Source organism: Kluyvera sp. EC_51 (genome assembly GCF_019584505.1).
Classification (GTDB): Bacteria; Pseudomonadota; Gammaproteobacteria; order Enterobacterales; family Enterobacteriaceae; genus Kluyvera; species Kluyvera sichuanensis.
The window spans coordinates 38316-56603 of the sequence record NZ_VDAG01000079.1; the positions used below are offsets into that span (position 1 = coordinate 38316).

General features: G+C 54.6%; 15 protein-coding genes. 7 read left to right on the forward strand and 8 right to left on the reverse strand.

Annotated elements, in window-relative coordinates:
* Nucleotides 1–46 precede the first annotated feature (46 nt).
* Complete coding sequence (mak, locus tag FHC49_RS14120) at nt 47–949, forward strand: fructokinase (protein WP_220440110.1); 903 nt, start codon at nt 47–49, stop codon at nt 947–949.
* Nucleotides 950–1048: 99 nt separating this feature from the next.
* Here mak and sbcC read toward each other — a convergent pair whose 3' ends face one another.
* Both sbcC and sbcD read right to left on the reverse strand, forming a co-directional pair.
* The gene (sbcC, locus tag FHC49_RS14125) at nt 1049–4189 is read right to left on the reverse strand and encodes an exonuclease subunit SbcC (protein ID WP_220440111.1); all 3141 of its coding nucleotides are present in this window, start codon (nt 4187–4189) and stop codon (nt 1049–1051) included.
* The gene (gene sbcD / locus FHC49_RS14130; RefSeq protein ID WP_220440112.1) at nt 4186–5388 is read right to left on the reverse strand and encodes an exonuclease subunit SbcD; all 1203 of its coding nucleotides are present in this window, start codon (nt 5386–5388) and stop codon (nt 4186–4188) included. The genes sbcC and sbcD overlap by 4 nt, the downstream gene beginning before the upstream one ends.
* 191 nt (nt 5389–5579) lie before the next feature.
* Here sbcD and phoB point away from each other — a divergent pair, with 191 nt between their 5' ends.
* The 4 genes from phoB to proY all read left to right on the forward strand — a co-directional run bounded on the left by phoB (nt 5580) and on the right by proY (nt 10796).
* Complete coding sequence (gene phoB, locus FHC49_RS14135; protein WP_185667191.1) at nt 5580–6269, forward strand: phosphate response regulator transcription factor PhoB; 690 nt, start codon at nt 5580–5582, stop codon at nt 6267–6269.
* A 21-nt stretch (nt 6270–6290) separates the two neighbouring features.
* Entirely contained in the window at nt 6291–7586 is a 1296-nt protein-coding gene (phoR, locus tag FHC49_RS14140) for a phosphate regulon sensor histidine kinase PhoR (RefSeq protein WP_185667190.1), read from the forward strand.
* A 409-nt stretch (nt 7587–7995) separates the two neighbouring features.
* Nucleotides 7996–9315 (forward strand): branched-chain amino acid transporter carrier protein BrnQ, encoded by a 1320-nt coding sequence (brnQ, locus tag FHC49_RS14145; RefSeq protein ID WP_185667189.1) that lies wholly within the window; start codon nt 7996–7998, stop codon nt 9313–9315.
* A gap of 128 nt (nt 9316–9443) precedes the next feature.
* The gene (gene proY, locus FHC49_RS14150; RefSeq protein ID WP_185667318.1) at nt 9444–10796 is read left to right on the forward strand and encodes a proline-specific permease ProY; all 1353 of its coding nucleotides are present in this window, start codon (nt 9444–9446) and stop codon (nt 10794–10796) included.
* A gap of 108 nt (nt 10797–10904) precedes the next feature.
* Here the strand turns inward: proY and fba are convergent, their stop codons facing one another.
* The 5 genes from fba to FHC49_RS14175 form a co-directional block, all read right to left on the reverse strand.
* The gene (gene fba, locus FHC49_RS14155) at nt 10905–11765 is read right to left on the reverse strand and encodes a class II fructose-1,6-bisphosphate aldolase (protein WP_220440113.1); all 861 of its coding nucleotides are present in this window, start codon (nt 11763–11765) and stop codon (nt 10905–10907) included.
* A 74-nt stretch (nt 11766–11839) separates the two neighbouring features.
* Entirely contained in the window at nt 11840–12757 is a 918-nt protein-coding gene (locus tag FHC49_RS14160; RefSeq protein ID WP_220440114.1) for a carbohydrate kinase family protein, read from the reverse strand.
* Nucleotides 12758–12823: 66 nt separating this feature from the next.
* Nucleotides 12824–14215, reverse strand: a complete 1392-nt coding sequence (locus tag FHC49_RS14165) for a PTS ascorbate transporter subunit IIC (RefSeq protein WP_220440115.1) — start codon at nt 14213–14215, stop codon at nt 12824–12826.
* A 20-nt stretch (nt 14216–14235) separates the two neighbouring features.
* On the reverse strand, nt 14236–14523 hold the full coding sequence (locus FHC49_RS14170) for a PTS sugar transporter subunit IIB (RefSeq protein WP_185667185.1): 288 nt from the start codon (nt 14521–14523) through the stop codon (nt 14236–14238).
* The gene (locus FHC49_RS14175; protein ID WP_220440116.1) at nt 14517–14972 is read right to left on the reverse strand and encodes a PTS sugar transporter subunit IIA; all 456 of its coding nucleotides are present in this window, start codon (nt 14970–14972) and stop codon (nt 14517–14519) included. Before FHC49_RS14175 ends, FHC49_RS14170 begins: the two co-directional genes overlap by 7 nt.
* A gap of 514 nt (nt 14973–15486) precedes the next feature.
* Between FHC49_RS14175 and malZ the strand changes: the two genes are divergently transcribed.
* Complete coding sequence (gene malZ, locus FHC49_RS14180) at nt 15487–17307, forward strand: maltodextrin glucosidase (RefSeq protein ID WP_220440117.1); 1821 nt, start codon at nt 15487–15489, stop codon at nt 17305–17307.
* Here malZ and FHC49_RS14185 read toward each other — a convergent pair.
* A complete protein-coding gene (locus FHC49_RS14185) occupies nt 17301–18188 on the reverse strand; it encodes a LysR family transcriptional regulator (protein WP_255581372.1) in 888 nt (295 codons plus the stop codon). The two genes, malZ and FHC49_RS14185, sit on opposite strands and share 7 nt — an antisense overlap.
* Nucleotides 18189–18229: 41 nt before the next feature.
* Between FHC49_RS14185 and FHC49_RS24745 the strand changes: the two genes are divergently transcribed.
* On the forward strand, nt 18230–18288 hold a 59-nt coding region (locus FHC49_RS24745), incomplete at its 3' end, for an IS1 family transposase (RefSeq protein ID WP_097491765.1).

The following is an 18288-nucleotide window of genomic DNA, read 5'->3' on the forward strand; positions in this document are numbered from 1 at the left end:
TAACGAATTGTCCTCGCCCTTGCATTGTTTTAAACAGGAGTTATGAATGCGAATTGGTATCGATCTGGGTGGAACGAAAACCGAAGTCATCGCGCTAAGCGACCAGGGTGAGCAGCTTTATCGCCACCGTTTGCCGACGCCGCGTGACTATCAGCAAACCATTGAGAACATTGCGCATCTTGTTGCTCTCGCCGAAGAGGCAACCGGGCAAATGGGCACGGTTGGCATGGGCATTCCTGGCTCAATTTCCCCCTATACCGGGGTGGTAAAAAACGCCAACTCGACCCGGCTCAACGGACAACCGTTTGATAAAGACCTCAGTCGCCGCCTGAATCGTGAAGTGCGGCTGGCGAACGATGCTAACTGCCTGGCGGTGTCTGAAGCGGTGGACGGTGCGGCGGCGGGCGCACAGACGGTGTTCGCGGTGATCATCGGTACCGGCTGCGGCGCGGGCGTGGCGTTGGGAGGCCGTGCGCACATCGGCGGTAACGGTACGGCGGGCGAGTGGGGACATAATCCGTTGCCGTGGATGAACGACGACGAGCTGCGCTTCCGGGCGGAAGTCCCCTGTTATTGTGGTAAGCAGGGCTGTATTGAAACCTTTATTTCCGGTACCGGCTTTGCCACGGATTATCACCGTCTGAGCGGTAATCCACTAAAAGGCAGTGAGATTATGCAGCTAGTGAGCGAAGGGGACGAACTAGCTGAGCAGGCGCTGAGTCGTTACGAGCAGCGGCTGGCGAAATCGCTGGCGCACGTGGTGAATATTCTCGACCCTGACGTGATTGTGTTGGGCGGTGGGATGAGCAACGTTGAACGGTTGTATCAGACGGTACCGCAGCTGGTGAAAGCGTGGGTATTCGGCGGTGAGTGTGAAACACCGATTCGCAAGGCGCTGCACGGGGACTCCAGTGGGGTACGTGGGGCGGCGTGGTTGTGGCCAGCGTGATGTTGCCCTCACCCTAACCCTCTCCCAAAGGGAGAGGGAACCGTTTGGTGCTGCTTTTCTCCCTCTCCCTCCGGGAGAGGGCCGGGGTGAGGGGAAACCTCACTCCACGCTAAACGTTTTATCCAACCGGCTATATCCCAACCCGTTAATCTTCTTCACCTTAATCTGTACCGGAATCCGCTCTTTCATCGCCTCAACGTGGCTAATCACGCCGATGATTTTGCCGCTGGCGTTGAGCGTATCCAGCGCGTCCAGCGCGGTGTCCAGCGTTTCGCTATCCAGCGTGCCGAAGCCTTCATCAAGGAACAGCGAATCGATGCGCGTTTTATGGCTCACCAGATCAGAGAGCGCCAGCGCCAGCGAAAGGCTGACGAGGAAGCTTTCGCCGCCGGAGAGGGTGCGGGTATCGCGCACCGCGTCCGCCTGCCAGGTATCAACCACTTCCAGTTCCAGCGCGTCGCTGACTTTGCGCTGAAGCAGATAGCGACCGTGCAGGCGGCTGAGCTGTTCGTTGGCGAGCCATACCAGATTGTCCAGCGTCAGCCCTTGGGCAAATTTGCGGAACTTATCGCCCTCTTTAGAGCCAATCAGCGCATTCAGATGTGCCCAGTCCTCCAGCGCGGCGCTGGCTTTTTCTATCTCCAGGAACAACGACCGTTGCTGCTGGCGATTCTCTTCATCCTGCTTCAACTGCTGGCGCAGCTCGCCCTGGCGTTCGCTGTTTTCACGCAGTTGGCGGGAAATATGCTGGAGCTGCGTCTGGGCATCTGCCAGCGTTAACGCCTCGCTCAGTGTTTCCGGACGCTGAGTCAGATGACGCTGTATTGCCTCCTGCGCCTGTGCCGCTAACGTCTGGCGCTGCTGATACTGGGTCTCCAGCGTCTGTTTTAGCTGCTCCAGACGAAGACGTTCCGCGTTGTCCAGCAGGGCGCTAAGGAAGTCCTGGCGATTGCTAAAGTGCGACTCGGCCAGCGCCTGGTCGAAGGCCTGCTCGGCCTGCTGCAGACGCTGTTTCTCCTGTGCTTCCTGTTGCTGGAGCGTGTGCCACTGGCTCTCCAGCGACACGCAATCATGGTGTACCTGCTGCCAGCCGTCGAGCGCCACCGGATGGGCATCTTCAGGGTTTTGCACCGCAGGAAGGGTGTCGAGCAGCGGTTGGAGCAGCACGAGCTGCTGCTGAATCTCCAGACTCTGTGTCTGCTGCTGCTGCCAGCGCTGGGTATCCGCTTCACGGGCAGCCAGCCAGCGGTGCGCTTCGTCGGGCTGCGGAAGGGCAAGGCCGAAGCCAGCGAGCGTCTGGGTAAGCAAAGCGGTACGCTGCGCCAGTTCATCCTGCTGCTGGGTATACTGGGTGCGTAGCTCACGAATTTGCGCGTCAAGCGTCAGGCGCTGGCTGTAGTGATAGCGCTGCTGCTCGGCCTCTTCCTGCGCTGCCAGCCAGCCGTTGATATCGTCAGCAGGCTGTAGCGTGATATCCAACCCCTGAATGACTGTCTGCCACTGTGATGTAAGTGCTTGCTCTCGCTCACAAAGCGTCGCCAGCTCGGCATTTTCCAGCTGCTGCTGTTTTTCCAGCGCGGCCTGCTGACCGCGCAGCGTGGCGCCTTCTTCCGCGAGTCGGGCAACCTCTTTTTCCAGCGCATCGCGGCGGGCTTTGTTGGCATCCGGGGCTAACGCCTGGTACTCCGCCAGCGCCGGGTGGCTGGTTGAGCCGCACAGCGGGCAGGGCGCGCCTGGCTGCAAACGCGCGCGCTCAGCCTCGAGGCGTACGATCGTTGCCTCCAGTTCGCAGATGGCATTGACGTCATCGCGCTGCTGCTTTTTCTCTTTATAGACCTGACGGAGCTGGGTGAGCCCGGCGGTCAGCGTCTCCAGCTGTTGCTGGCGCTGCTGCTGTGCGTGCAAAAGCTGCTGGCGGCGCGTTTGCAGCGGTATGAACTGCGAATGCAGTGCGCTTAGCTGCTGGCGCAGCGGGCGGCTGGCCGCGTGCTGGGCAATTTGCCCGGCCACTTCTTCCTGAGTCAGCGTCAACGCCGAAGGCGGCAATTGGGCGAGCTGTTTTTCCAGCTCAGCCAGACGCTGTGTGGCGGTCTCTAGCTGAGCACGTTCACGAGCCTGTTGACTGAAGGCGCTACGCCAGCCGGTCAGTTCCCCCAGCCACTGCTGGATGTGTTCGTTTTCCTGCAGCCACTGCTGAAGCTGGTTTTGGGTCTGCTGGAGCGTGGTGGCCTGCTGCTCAGCGCTCACTCGGATACGGTCGCGAAGGCGGCGGGAGTCATGTAAGCGAGTATTTACTTGCTCTACTAACTGGTGGGTTTTCGCCACCGTGGCGGCCTGTTCCTGTAGCTGCGTCCAGCGCGGGCGTAACGCTTCTGCAGGCTGCGCCCGGTTGAGTGCAGCAAGCTGTGGCTGCGCTTCTTCCAACGCCTGGTGGGCAGTATTAAGCGACTGCTGGTGGGTTTTCCCGTCCTGTTCCAGCTCCTGCTGACGGGTGAGCCACTGCTGATGCAGCGCAGCGACGGTCTGCTGTTGTTGCCACTGCTGCTCGTCAGAAGTAAGCGCCTGCAAACTCTGTGTCAGGGTCTGCTGCTGCTCTTCGTTCAGCAGGACTACGCCGCTGGCCTGCGCCTGAAGCTTCTCCAGCTCGCCGCGCGCGTGTTTATGTTTTTCAAATACCTGCGCAGAGATCTGGCCGTAAATTTCGGTGCCGGTCAGCTCTTCCAGCAGTTCGGCGCGCTCTTTCGGTTCAGCGTTGAGGAAGGCAGCGAACTGGCCCTGCGACAGCATCATCGAGCGGGTAAAACGCCCGTAGTCGAGGCCGGTCAGCGAGGCGGTCATCTCCAGTTTGTCTTTAATTTTGTCCGCCAGAATTTGCCCGTCGTCGCAGCGAGCGAGTTCGACGCGCGGCGCCTGTAGGTTGCCGTCCGGTTGGTTGCGGGCGCGGTTCTGGCTCCAGAAGGCGCGATAGGCCATGCCCTGAACCTCGAACTCGACTTCCGCCAGACACTCGGCAGTGTCGCGGGTCATCAGGTCATTTTGCGACTGGGAGACGTTACTTAAGCGTGGCGTCTTGTGGTACAGCGCCAGGCAGATGGCATCCAGCAGCGTGGTTTTCCCCGCACCGGTTGGGCCGGTAATAGCAAACAGACCGTTGCTGGCAAACGGCTCCTGAGTGAAATCGATTTTCCACTCGCCCTTGAGCGAGTTAAGGTTTTTCAGGCGCAGGCTGAGAATTTTCATGGCTGTTCCTCCTCACCAAGACTCTGGAGGGTGTCATTAAACAGCGCGTGCAGGCGCTGTTGCTGCGGCTCCTCCAGCGTTTCCAGCGCCAGACGACGCTGGAACACCTCTTCGACGCTCAGTTCGCTCAAGGTTTCGCGCTCAAGGCTTGCCAGAATGCGCTGGCGCTGTTCACGGCTGCGGCGCACCAGCAGCACGTCGACCGGCAGATCATCGGTGATGGCCTGAATTTTACGTTGAATATCATGCAGGTATTCGTCGCTGGTGATTTCAATATCTACCCAGGTGCTCGGCTCTGCGGCGGCATCGCGCCATTCGGCGAGCTGAGCGCTGATAGCGTCAAAATCGCCTTTGATCACCGCCAGCGGTTGAGTCACGGGGACGGTAAGCGGTGTGACGTCGGCAAGCTTGCCGTCGGTGAAGCTCACCAGATTGACGCTTTTGGCTTTGCCGGTTTCATCAAAGCTGAGAGCGATAGGCGAACCGCTGTAGCGAATATGCTCGCTGCCGCCGATTTTCTGCGCCCGGTGGATGTGGCCCAGCGCGATATAGTCGGCAGGCGGGAAGTTTTGCGCCGGAAAAGCGTCCAGTGTGCCAATATAAATGTCGCGTACCGCGTCACTTTTGCTGGCCCCGACGGTGGTCAGGTGGCCGCTGGCAATAATCGGCAGCGTAGCGTCAGCGCGCAGTTCGCAGGCCTGCTGGTACTGCTGCTGGTAGTACTCGGTAATGCTTGCCAGCACCTGCTGGACTTTTTCGCCGCCGGAGAGTCCCGCCTGACTGGTAATAATGTCACGCGGGCGCAGGAACGGCACCGGGCAGAACACCGCGCCAGGCGTGCCGTCGCGGCGATTCAGAATAAAGGGCTCATGACCGGCACTGGCAATCACCGTGGTATTCAGAAAGGAGAGAATATCGCGGGATTCATTCAGCGTTGCCACGGAGTCATGATTGCCCGCCAGCACCACCAGATGGCAGCCGGTCTGCTGCAAATTGACCACAAATCGGTTGTAGAGTTCGCGCGCATAGCTTGGCGGGGAGCCGGTATCGAAGATATCGCCCGCGACAATAATAGCATCCACCTGCTCATGTTCGGCGGTGGTGAGCAGCCAGTTCAGGAACGCGTCATGTTCAGCCGCGCGGCTTTTGCTGTAGAAGTTCTGGCCAAGGTGCCAGTCCGAAGTGTGGATGATGCGCATAGCGGTTCCGTGAGAAGTGGCGTAAAGTTGATTATAAACATCAGCCTACGTTGAGGTCGATGAGCGCGTTTTGCGTGTGTCATAAACGGTAAACCGCGATCATCTAACGGTCATGTTTTTCATAAATCTGTCATAAATCTGACGCATAATGACGCCGTATATAATACTGATGTCTAAAAACAGGGCAAATAATGGCAAGACGTATTCTGGTCGTTGAAGATGAAGCGCCAATCCGCGAGATGGTCTGTTTCGTTCTGGAGCAAAACGGTTTTCAGCCGGTGGAAGCAGAAGATTACGATACCGCTATCAGCAAACTGAATGAACCCTGGCCCGACCTTATTCTGCTCGACTGGATGTTACCGGGCGGCTCGGGACTGCAATTTATTAAGCATATCAAACGTGAAGCGCTGACGCGTGACATTCCGGTAGTGATGCTCACTGCCCGTGGTGAAGAAGAAGACCGCGTGCGGGGCCTCGAAACCGGCGCCGACGATTACATCACCAAACCTTTCTCGCCAAAAGAGCTGGTCGCCCGCATTAAAGCGGTGATGCGCCGTATTTCGCCGATGGCGGTGGAAGAGGTGATTGAGATGCAGGGGCTGAGCCTTGACCCGACCTCTCACCGCGTGATGACCGGTGAAAACCCGCTGGATATGGGGCCAACCGAATTTAAGCTGCTGCATTTCTTTATGACGCACCCGGAGCGCGTGTACAGCCGCGAACAGCTGCTGAACCACGTCTGGGGTACCAACGTTTATGTTGAAGACCGTACCGTCGACGTGCATATTCGTCGTCTGCGTAAGGCGCTGGAACACAGTGGTCATGACCGCATGGTGCAAACCGTTCGCGGCACAGGTTATCGTTTCTCTGCCCGTTTCTAATTTTTGACAGGAGTGTGACGCGTGCTGGAACGGCTGTCATGGAAAAGGCTGGTGCTGGAGCTGCTGTTATGCTGTCTCCCGGCCGCGATACTGGGACTGATTTTTGGTTATCTGCCGTGGTTTTTACTGGCGGCGGTGACCGGGCTGCTCATCTGGCATTTCTGGAATTTACTGCGACTCTCCTGGTGGCTTTGGGTCGATAGAAGTATGACCCCTCCGCCGGGACGCGGCAGCTGGGAGCCCTTGCTCTATGGGCTTAACCAGATGCAGTTGCGTAATAAAAAACGCCGCCGCGAGCTGGGCAATCTGATTAAACGCTTCCGTAGCGGTGCCGAATCGCTGCCGGATGCGGTGGTGCTCACTACCGAAGAGGGGGCCATTTTCTGGTGTAATGGCCTGGCCCAGCAGCTGCTGGGGCTTCGCTGGCCCGACGATAGCGGGCAGAACATCTTAAACCTGCTGCGTTACCCCGAATTTACCCAACACCTCAAAAAGCGCGATTTCTTAAAGCCGTTGCATCTGGTGCTGAACAGCGGTCGCCATCTGGAGATTCGTGTGATGCCGTACACCGACCGTCAGCTTCTGATGGTGGCGCGCGATGTCACGCAAATGCACCAGCTGGAAGGGGCGCGGCGTAACTTCTTCGCCAACGTCAGCCATGAGCTGCGCACGCCGTTGACCGTGCTGCAGGGCTACCTGGAGATGATGCAGGAGCAGGTGCTGGAAGGGAACGTGCGTGAGAAAGCGCTGCACACCATGCGTGAGCAGACGCAGCGTATGGAAGGGCTGGTTCGACAGCTGCTGACGCTCTCTAAAATCGAGGCTTCACCGACGCTGGCGTTGAACGAAAAGATTGATGTGCCGATGATGCTGAAGGTGGTGGAACGCGAGGCGCAGACGCTCAGCCAGCATAAGCATCAGTTCCACTTTGAGATTGATGAGACGCTGAAAGCGCTGGGTAACGAAGAACAGCTGCGAAGCGCGATGTCGAACCTGGTCTATAACGCGGTAAACCATACGCCGGAAGGCACGTTGATTACCGTACGCTGGCAGCGTGCGTCGCATGGGGCGTTGTTCAGCGTAGAGGATAATGGCCCGGGCATTGCGCCTGAGCATCTGCCAAGACTGACCGAACGTTTTTATCGCGTTGATAAAGCACGCTCGCGGCAGACCGGCGGTAGCGGTTTGGGGCTGGCAATTGTTAAACATGCGGTTAATCATCACGATAGCCGGCTGGATATTACCAGCACGCTCGGCAAAGGTTCGTGTTTCAGTTTCCTGCTGCCGGAACGTTTAATTGCCAGAAATAGCGAGTAACTTTGCGCTTGTCAGCTTAACTTTCCACAGACCAGCCTCGGCTGGTCTGTTTGCTTTGCAGTCAAGTAAACGCCGCGTGATTTACGAACGTCTGATTATTTTTTGTTCGCATGATTAGCCGGATGTTTTTCTTAAATCCAGTTAATACGTCTGCCTATTTTTTCACTATCAATATAATCATCTGGTTTTGCGATCCCGTGTTGCTTTAAAACGTTATAAGCGTTTAAATTGGCCCCCATGCAGTCGTAAACAGACTGTATATGCGCGGTAAATCAAAAAACTATTCTTCTCTACGCCGCGAAGGGAGCATATCCCGCTGAGTTTATTGTCAGTTTCCTCTGCATCATTCCACAGGCGCTGACACAATAAATTTGTTTTACAACACCACATCCACAGGCTGTAGTTACATATGACCCATCAATTAAAATCGCGTGACATCATCGCTCTGGGCTTTATGACCTTCGCGTTGTTCGTTGGCGCAGGCAACATCATTTTCCCTCCAATGGTTGGTTTGCAGGCCGGTCCTCACGTCTGGACTGCCGCGATCGGCTTCCTGATTACCGCCGTTGGTCTTCCGGTGCTGACCGTGGTCGCGCTGGCGAAAGTGGGCGGTGGCGTGGATAGCCTGAGTACGCCAATTGGTAAAGTCGCGGGCGTGTTGCTCGCCACGGTCTGCTACCTGGCGGTGGGCCCTCTGTTTGCGACCCCGCGTACCGCGACCGTCTCGTTTGAAATCGGTATCGCGCCGCTGACCGGCAGCGGTGAATTGCCGCTGTTCATCTACAGCCTGGTCTACTTCGCGCTGGTGATTCTGGTGTCGCTCTATCCGGGCAAACTGCTGGATACCGTGGGTAACTTCCTCGCGCCGCTGAAAATCCTGGCGCTGATTATTCTGTCCGTAGCCGCCGTGATGTGGCCAGCTGGCCCGATTAGCCACGCGATGGAAGCCTATGAAACCGCCGCGTTCTCAAATGGTTTCGTGAACGGCTATCTGACCATGGATACGCTGGGCGCGATGGTGTTTGGTATCGTTATTGTTAACGCCGCGCGTTCCCGCGGTGTGACCGAAGCGCGTCTGCTGACTCGCTATACCATCTGGGCTGGCCTGATGGCCGGTGTCGGCCTGACGCTGCTGTACCTGGCGCTGTTCCGCCTGGGTTCCGACAGCGCGACGCTGGTCGATCAGAACGCGAACGGTGCGGCAATCCTGCACGCTTATGTACAGCACACCTTCGGCGGCGCGGGCAGCTTCATGCTGGCGGCATTGATCTTCATCGCCTGTCTGGTGACCGCGGTGGGCCTGACCTGTGCTTGTGCTGAGTTCTTCGCTCAGTACCTGCCGTTCTCCTACCGTACGCTGGTGTTTATCCTCGGCCTGTTCTCCATGGCGGTGTCGAATCTGGGGCTGAGCCACCTGATTCAAATCTCTATTCCGGTGTTGACCGCGATTTATCCGCCATGTATCGCACTCGTAGTGCTGAGTTTTACCCGCAATTGGTGGCATAATTCGGGCCGCGTTATTGCACCACCGATGTTTATCAGCCTGGTATTTGGTATTCTTGACGGCATCAAAGCCTCTGCCTTTGCAGATGTGCTGCCGGCGTGGACTGCCCGTTTACCGCTGGCCGAGCAAGGCCTTGCATGGCTGATGCCGACGGTTGTGATGGCGGTTCTGGCGATTATCTGGGACCGTACAGCAGGTCGTCAGGTGACATCAAGCGCCCACTAACCGGCGTTTACATCAAGGTGTTTTAACCACGGAACGTGATGTTCCGTGGTTTTTTATTTTGGGTACTTTCACCTAAGTTGTTCGCGTTGCGGCGCGATGATGATGGGTATGACATGGCACTGGAAACGATGGAAAACAACAAGCTGAAGCGCGGGTTAAGCACCCGACACATTCGCTTTATGGCCCTCGGATCGGCCATCGGTACGGGGCTGTTCTACGGCTCCGCCGATGCGATTAAGATGGCCGGGCCTAGCGTTCTGCTGGCCTATATTATTGGCGGCGTTGCCGCGTATATCATCATGCGTGCGCTGGGCGAAATGTCCGTGCATAACCCGTCTGCCAGCTCCTTCTCTCGCTATGCGCAGGACAACCTGGGGCCGCTGGCGGGCTATATCACCGGCTGGACCTACTGCTTTGAGATCCTGATTGTGGCGATTGCTGACGTGACCGCCTTTGGTATCTATATGGGCGTCTGGTTCCCGGCGGTGCCGCACTGGATATGGGTGCTCAGCGTGGTGCTGATTATCTGCGCCATTAACCTGATGAGCGTGAAGGTGTTCGGTGAGCTGGAATTCTGGTTCTCGTTCTTCAAAGTCGCCACCATTATCATCATGATCGTGGCCGGTTTTGGCATCATTATCTGGGGTATCGGCAACGGCGGGCAGCCAACGGGTATTCATAACCTGTGGAGCAACGGCGGCTTCTTCAGCAACGGCTGGCTCGGTATGGTGATGTCGCTGCAGATGGTGATGTTTGCCTATGGCGGTATCGAGATTATCGGTATCACGGCCGGTGAAGCGAAAGACCCGCAGACCTCTATTCCGCGCGCGATCAACTCCGTGCCGATGCGAATTCTGGTGTTCTACGTGGGTACCCTGTTCGTCATTATGTCCATCTATCCGTGGAACCAGGTCGGCACCAACGGCAGCCCATTTGTGATGACCTTCCAGCATCTGGGGATCACCTTCGCAGCCAGCATCCTTAACTTTGTGGTACTGACGGCATCACTGTCGGCGATTAACTCCGATGTGTTCGGCGTGGGTCGTATGCTGCACGGTATGGCGGAGCAGGGCAGCGCACCGAAGGTGTTCGCTAAAACCTCCCGTCGCGGTATCCCGTGGGTGACGGTGATGGTGATGACCATCGCGCTGCTGTTTGCGGTGTACCTCAACTACATCATGCCTGAAAACGTCTTCCTGGTGATTGCGTCGCTGGCGACCTTCGCCACCGTGTGGGTGTGGATTATGATCCTGCTCTCGCAGGTGGCCTTCCGTCGACGTCTGTCGGCTGATGAAATCAAAGCGCTGAAGTTTAAAGTGCCTGGCGGCGTGGCGACGACCATCGTCGGTATCGTCTTCCTGGTCTTTATTATTGCGCTCATTGGTTACCACCCGGATACCCGCATTTCGCTGTACGTGGGCTTTGCGTGGATTCTACTGCTGTTAGTCGGCTGGGCATTGAAAACCCGTCGCAGCAAATAATCTGCTCTATCACGTAGCCCGGACGAGGTGCGTATGCACCGACTCCGGGTCTTTCCCGGCGTCGCTTCGCTCGGCCGGGCTACTGCCTTTGTCACGCGTCTCTATTTCCTAATAGCGGTTTTGCGAACCAAAGAGCTCGATACGTCGTGCAATCATTTGGCGTACCGGCTTCAACCCCTGATTAATCACTTTCCGCGGGTCGTTTACATCGTGGCCAGTGTCTGCGGCAAATATCGCTTTCACCTCCTGGCACCAGGCGTACATATTTTCGGTATTGACGTTAATTTTAGCCGTGCCACAGGCAATGGCTTTACGCATATCCTCGTCAGCAATGCCGGTGCCACCGTGTAGTACCAACGGTACTTTTACGCGCTCTGCAATGGCTTTCATCTCCGTAAACCCCAGCTTAGCTTTACCCTTGTAGAGACCATGGGTTGACCCAAGCGCCGCTGCCAGACAGTCAACCTGGGTTTCGCTGACCAGGGTGTAACACTCCTGCGGATCGGCATAAATAACCTCAGAGTTAACGATCCCATCTTCGCTGCCAGCAATGGTACCTAACTCCGCCTCAACTGAAATACCTTTGCTGTGCGCCAGTTCGACCAGATGACGGGTGATGGCCAGGTTCTCCTTAAATGGCAGGTGTGAACCATCAAACATAATAGAGCTGAATCCAGCTTCGATGGCGGCTTCGCAGGCTTCAGGAGTGGTGCCATGATCCAAATGCAGTGCGACCGGAGTATCAATCTCTAAATAATCCATCGCATTAACCACGATGTCATGAATACATTTTAATCCCAGCATATGTTTAACCGTGCCGCCGGAAACACCTAAAATAACCGGTGAGCGCAACTGCTGGCCGGTACGTAATACAGCACCAACCCATTCCAGATTATTAATATTGAACTGCCCTACGGCATAGCCGTCCCGTAGGGCATGCTGAAGCATGTCCTTCATAGAAACTAACATAATCACCTCTTGATATTTACGAAATGCCTTTATTCACCAAAATATTGCGTTAAGTTTCTTTCGTAACTTTTTAGCTAATGATGGACAACGGCAAGGTCTGGCATTGACTCACGGACACCTTTTTTCTCAATAGAAATTGCAGCAGTCAGGCTGGCAAATAAAATGATATTATCAATGTGCCATGAGTAATGTACGCCGTAGGTAAAGGCGCCATGGAATACATCGCCAGCACCGGTGGTATCTACAGCATTGCATAGCCAGGAAGGGACGATTTGTAGCATTCCACTCTTTAAAAATGCACAGCCTTTTTCTCCAAGAGTAATAAATGCTTCGCCACGGCAAATTTTATTTAACTCAATGAGTGCCAATTTTATTTCTGATTCAGAACTCAGTGATTTATATCCCATATAATCACGAGCAAAATGCTCACTGACTACAAAGTAATCTGTCCAGGCTGCAAGTTTAATATTACTAGCACGTAATGAACCACCATCCATAACCACTCTGGCTGTAGGTAGTTTCTTGATTAAATATTCACTGATTTCTGCTTCATGACCATCAATTAAAAGCGTTACTGGCTCTTCTGATGCAATTAAGCGCTCAGCTAAACTGTCTAGCTTGAGCTTCTGGTCATAGGTCAGCGTCGGCGGACTCTGCATTTTACGCGTAATGATTGTTCGCGAACCCGTTAAGCGATTCACCAAAACTGACGCCAGCGGCGTGATCATTTCATCGGAGAAAACCACCTGGCTAGTATCAACGCCCGCCTCAGCAAACTCATCGATAATGCGCTGGCCGTAAAGATCCTGATTCAAGTGGCCAATGTAATAAACATCTTCGCCCCATAGTCCCAGAAGCCACGCTGCATTTGCTGCCGGACCGCCACCGCTCTCAATGAAGTCATGGCAGAAATTTTTGGTGTTTTCCTGCGGCCATTCATTCAAAAAGAAAAACTGATCAAAACATGAAAACCCAATGGACAAGATAGCCATAACAACTCCTGATTATTTTGTCTGCTGCGGGAAGACGTCCCTTCCCGCAGGGAAAAATGAAAATGCTTACTCATTTTTCTTATTCGTGGTGAGTTCCTCATAGCTGAGCGTGTCACCGACTACACGAACCGAACGGAAGCAGAATGGCACCAGCAGCGCGACAATCAGTATCAGGCAAATCAGATAGATAGTTATCTGGCCAAACTGGGTGAAGGCGTTACCGATAATGATTCCCCAGACCGCAAAATCGAAATCGGCAAAAGTACTGTTTTCGAAGCCCAGGTTGCCTAACGCCGGGAGTAGCATCGCCGGGAGGAATGCAAGGAAGATACCGCCGATAAATGAAGCAATAATGCAGCCGCGCTTACCGCCAAGCTTGTCGGCAAATACTCCGGAGGTCCCACCGCAGAAGAAGTGCGGGACCATCCCTGGGATAATTAGCGCCATACTCAATGCCCCCAGGAAAAGCATCCCGACCAGACCGCCGATGAATGAACTGATAAAGCCAACGACAACGGCAGTCGGGCTAAAGGTGAAGAACACTGCGCAGTCCACGGCGGGGATCGAGTTTGGTATCAGTTTCTGACTAATTCCCTGGAAGGCAGGAACCAGATCGCCGAGGATCAGTCGTACGCCGTTGTAAACGATGGCGACGCCAACCGCAAACTGCAGGCCGGTAAGGATTGAGAAGATCAGCATATTCTGATCCGTTATTGTACGCAGATACTCAGTACCGGCGACGGCGCTACACACAAAGTAGATAACGAACATCACGATCCCGGTGGTGACCGTGGTATCGCGTAAAAAGCCCCATTTTTCTGAGATTTCAGTGTCGGCAAATGAGTTTGCCGGGTTGCCGGTTTTCGTGGCAATCCAGGCTGAGATGTAATAGCCCAGGGAGCCAAAGTGCCCCATGGCAATACCACCATCTTCCGTCACCTGCTTGGTATAGCGCTGCCCGATTGCTGGAGAAATAGCCGACCATGAACCAAGCAGGAATCCGCCGATTAATACCAACATCCAGCCACGGAATTCTGCCGCCTGCAATACCGCTGAGAATAGACAGGCCAGGAAGAAAGAGTGATGACCGGTAAGAAAGATGTATTTGTACTTAGTAAAGCGAGCAATAAGCAGGTTAAAAATAAAACCTAGTAGCAAGATACTCATGGTTTCCACGCCCAGCACTTTCTGTGCAACGGAAACAATGGCTTCGTTGTTAGGGATTACTCCACGGATATTAAATCCGGCTTCGATAATCCCACCGAGTGGGTTCAGGTTAGCAACGATAACGCCAGCGCCAGCGCTTAACATTAAATAACCTAAAATCGGCTTTAAGGTACCGGTGAGTAATTTATTTCCAGGGGAGCGCAATGCCACTAAACCGACGAATGCGATAATCCCCATCAAAAATGCGGGTTGACTAAATATCTCTGACAGAAAACTAAGAATAGCCTGCATGATCGTTCCCTCAATAATGATTAAGAGTGAGTTGCAGCAATATTGGCGAGTGCCTCAGTAATATCTTCAGCTATTTTCGCTTTATGTACATAACTGCGAATAATGGCGACATTACAGTGCGCGGGAAATTGGGTTGCCAATTCTTTGATGGTAACGTAAAGATCGGCTTTTTCTCCTACTGCGTTAGCGAAATCAACGGAGGCAACGTCGGCTTTGATGCCTAGTTCATCACATATTTTTTTGACATTATTCGCAGCCATTAATGAGCTACCAATACCGTTACCACAAACTGTTCTGATAACTAACATAACGACGACTCCATTTGTTTTTGGATAAAATGTAATACTGAATTAACTTCATGCTCCTGTTGAAGAAAGGTCACAAGGTCGGACTCTATGAGTGAAGCAATCAGTTGGATCATCCTTATATGGTTATTTGCATCCGCGCCGGCGATAGCGATGATGACGTTAACGGGGTCAAACTCCTCATTGCCAAAGTTGATAGGTTGCTGGCTGGTGACTAAAGAAAACCCGGTTTGTAATGCGCCTTTTTCTGGCCGAGCGTGAGGCATTGCCAGACCGTAGTCGATAACGATGGCGGGACCAAAATCCTGGTAGACCTCGAGCATTGATCCGACATATTCCGGGCGACAAATATTTTGTCGGATAAGCAATGTGCCAGCGAATTCGATAGCCTGTTCTGCGCTGGAAAGAGGTTGCTTAAGCGCAATCAATTCAGGGTTAAAAATAATATTCATTACCTAATCCTTAATGTATGCGTATTCCTGTGATAAAGCATGACTAAATATGTTGATGAAAATCATAACGCAGGTCACATCTGTATTTTTAAATAATGACATTAATCACATTGAGAGGTTGTTGGAAATATTTGGCTCATAAAAAACAAGTCTATTAAATGCTTTGATATCATATTGTTGTGTTTTGTCTTTTAGCGATGAAAAAAATAAACGTGAAGAGAGATGGCTAGCCTTCTGTATTTACATTCAATAAATTGAATCTTCATCACAAATATTGGGGCATTGTTTTTGAAAACTTTGAACAACACCTCAAAAAAACGCGTATCACTAATATTTATGCAAAGGTTGTCTTGCTCTAAAGGCTGGAAGACTTGTGTCCCGTAGGGCTTTACTGCGCGGACATGAGGGCCTGCTACCCTCCGCCCCTGTCCTCCTCCCTACAAAAAAGTACAAAAGATGAGTAGGGTGCAATAGTCGTATGGCAAGGTGGGCTCACTTTGAGGATAGGGGATAGATGATGTTGAACGCCTGGCACCTTCCTGTTGCTCCCTTTATTAAACAGCAGCAGGACAAACTCATTATCACGCTGTGGCTTCGCGGCGATGACCTGCCGCAGCGGGTGACGATGCGCTCGGAAGTCGATAACGAAGAGATGGCGGTGCCGATGCGCCGCAGTGGCAAAGCGCCGAGCCACGATATCGTACAATGGCGCGCGGAAATTGGTCTGCATGAAGGCCAACCGCGCCGTCGTTACGCCTTTAAACTGCTGTGGGATGACCGCCAGCAGTGGTTTTCGCCAACAGGCTTTAGCGCCTTTCCGCCAGCCAAGCTGGCGCTTTTCGCCTTTGATAGCCCGGATGCGGGCCCGCAGTGGGTGACTGAACAGGTTTTCTATCAGATTTTCCCGGACCGTTTTGCCCGTAGCCCGGCTCGTAGCGATCGGCAGGACAACGTCTACCACCATCATGCGGCCGGTCACGACATCATTCTGCGCGACTGGGATGAACCACTTACCGCCGAAGCGGGCGGCTCGACCTTTTACGGCGGTGACCTCGACGGTATCAGCGAAAAGCTGCCCTACCTGAAAGCGCTTGGGGTGACCGCGCTATACCTGAACCCGGTATTTACCGCGCCCAGCGTGCATAAATACGATACCGAAGATTATCGTGAAGTTGACCCGCAGTTTGGCGGCAACGACGCGCTGCTGCGTCTGCGCCAAAATACCCAGCGTGAGGGGATGCGCCTCGTCCTCGACGGCGTGTTTAACCACAGCGGTGACACTCACGCTTGGTTTGACCGCCACAACCGCACAGCGAGCGGAGCCTGTCATCATCCGGACTCACCGTGGCGCGACCACTACAGCTTTTCACCGGAGGGGAAAGCGCTCGACTGGCTGGGCTACGCCAGCTTGCCGAAGCTCGATTACCAGTCTCAGGCGCTGATTAACGAAATCTACGGCGGCGAAGACAGTATTGTTCGTCACTGGCTGAAAGCGCCGTGGAATATGGACGGCTGGCGGCTGGACGTGGTGCACATGCTTGGCGAAGCGGGCGGCGCGAAGAATAACCTGAAGCACGTGGCAGCGATAACCCAGGCGGCGAAAGCCGCGCGGCCGGATGCCTATGTGCTCGGCGAACACTTTGGTGATGCGCGCCAGTGGCTACAGCAGGATGCGGAAGATGCGGCGATGAACTACCGCGGATTTACCTTCCCGCTGTGGGGTTTCCTCGCCAATACCGATATCTCCTACGACCCGCAGAAAATTGATGCGCAGACCTGCATCGCGTGGATGGAGGATTACCGTGCCGGGCTGTCGCATCAGCAGCAGCTGCGCATGTTTAACCAGCTTGATAGCCACGATACGGCACGCTTTAAATCGCTGCTCGGCCGTGATGTGGCGCGTCTGCCGCTGGCGGTGGTCTGGCTGTTTAGCTGGCCCGGCGTGCCTTGTATTTACTACGGTGATGAAGTCGGACTGGATGGCGATAACGACCCGTTCTGCCGTAAGCCATTCCCGTGGGATGAAAATAAACAGGATAAAAACCTGCTAGCGCTCTACCAGCGTCTGGCGGCGCTGCGTAAAGCCACGCCTGCGCTGCGCCTTGGCGCCTGCCAGGTGCTCTATGCGGTGGGAGATGTGGTGGTGTTCCTGCGCGTACTTGGCGCGGAGCGCGTGCTGGTTGGGATTAATCGCGGGGAAGCCTGCGACATCACGTTAGCGGACTCTCCGTTGCTGCACGTGGCCCGCTGGCAGCGCCGGGAGGGCGATGCGCAGCTTGAGGGCATGGACCTGACGCTACCGGCTGTCTCCGCGACGGTGTGGACCGGTCACTGATAGAGACGGCGGATCTCAGCGCTGGCGAGCAGGGTTTCACGCCACCAGCGCTGAGCAAGTCCGTCGCTGCCGTTGCGCCAGGCGATATAGGCGACATCTTTCTGGCGAAACGAGTTTACCGTTTTCTCCACCAGTTCTCCTGCTGCCAGCCACGGACTGGCAATATGGCGGGGGAGGAACCCGCAGCCCATACCGGCACGAAGCAGCGTCACCTTGCTGTGAAAATCGTCGACGCGAATCTGCGGCTGTTCATCCATCAGGTTGGTCTGCAAGGGGTGGCATACCCGCGCGCTATCGCTTATCACCACCGCGCGATGTAAACAGAGCTGCTCGTTGGTTAAGCCCTCTGAGGCGGTCGCCAGAGGGTGATTTGGGGCGACGACAAACACGTTATCCAGCGTGCCGAGCATACGATATGACCAGGCAGCCGAGGTGGGCGGTTCGTTAATTGCGCCGAGGATAATATCCGCGCCGTTATGGGTCAGTTCTTCCCAGGAACCCGCCAGCGTGTGGTGAGTAAAGTTAAGGCGCGTCTGTTTATTCAGTGCATAAAATGCGTCGATCGTCGGCAATAGCGCGGCAAAGGGAAATGAGTCGTCCAGCGCAATCGCCAGCTCTTTTTCCCAGCCAGAAGTTAGCTGTATCGCCTGTTTTTCCAGATCTTTTGCCGCATTGAGCAGCAGACGGCCCTTTTCCAGCATCATACGCCCGGTATCGGTAAATTTTGCCCGATGCCCGGAGCGGTCAAGCAGCGTAATGTTCAGGTCGCTTTCCAGCTTTTGAATCATATAGCTAAGTGCGGCGGGCGTTTTAAACAGCGAATCGGCGGCGGCGGCAAAGGTTCCGTGTTTCTCAAGAGCATCAAGAGGTGATGCTGCCAACTTACTGATTTAGTGTATGATGGTGTTTTTGAGGTGCTCCAGTGGCTTCTGTTTCTATCAGCTGTCCCTCCTGTTCAGCTACTGACGGGGTGGTGCGTAA

Bases quoted from the DNA above. Each gene is read 5' to 3' on its own strand.
- sbcD (WP_220440112.1), bottom strand. From the start codon at position 5,388: ATGCGCATCATCCACACTTCGGACTGGCACCTTGGCCAGAACTTCTAC.
- fba (WP_220440113.1), bottom strand. From the start codon at position 11,765: ATGTTAGTTTCTATGAAGGACATGCTTCAGCATGCCCTACGGGACGGC.
- FHC49_RS14165 (WP_220440115.1), bottom strand. From the start codon at position 14,215: ATGCAGGCTATTCTTAGTTTTCTGTCAGAGATATTTAGTCAACCCGCA.
- phoB (WP_185667191.1), top strand. From the start codon at position 5,580: ATGGCAAGACGTATTCTGGTCGTTGAAGATGAAGCGCCAATCCGCGAG.
- FHC49_RS14170 (WP_185667185.1), bottom strand. From the start codon at position 14,523: ATGTTAGTTATCAGAACAGTTTGTGGTAACGGTATTGGTAGCTCATTA.
- mak (WP_220440110.1), top strand. From the start codon at position 47: ATGCGAATTGGTATCGATCTGGGTGGAACGAAAACCGAAGTCATCGCG.
- malZ (WP_220440117.1), top strand. From the start codon at position 15,487: ATGATGTTGAACGCCTGGCACCTTCCTGTTGCTCCCTTTATTAAACAG.
- FHC49_RS14160 (WP_220440114.1), bottom strand. From the start codon at position 12,757: ATGGCTATCTTGTCCATTGGGTTTTCATGTTTTGATCAGTTTTTCTTT.
- proY (WP_185667318.1), top strand. From the start codon at position 9,444: ATGGAAAACAACAAGCTGAAGCGCGGGTTAAGCACCCGACACATTCGC.
- sbcC (WP_220440111.1), bottom strand. From the start codon at position 4,189: ATGAAAATTCTCAGCCTGCGCCTGAAAAACCTTAACTCGCTCAAGGGC.
- FHC49_RS14175 (WP_220440116.1), bottom strand. From the start codon at position 14,972: ATGAATATTATTTTTAACCCTGAATTGATTGCGCTTAAGCAACCTCTT.
- brnQ (WP_185667189.1), top strand. From the start codon at position 7,996: ATGACCCATCAATTAAAATCGCGTGACATCATCGCTCTGGGCTTTATG.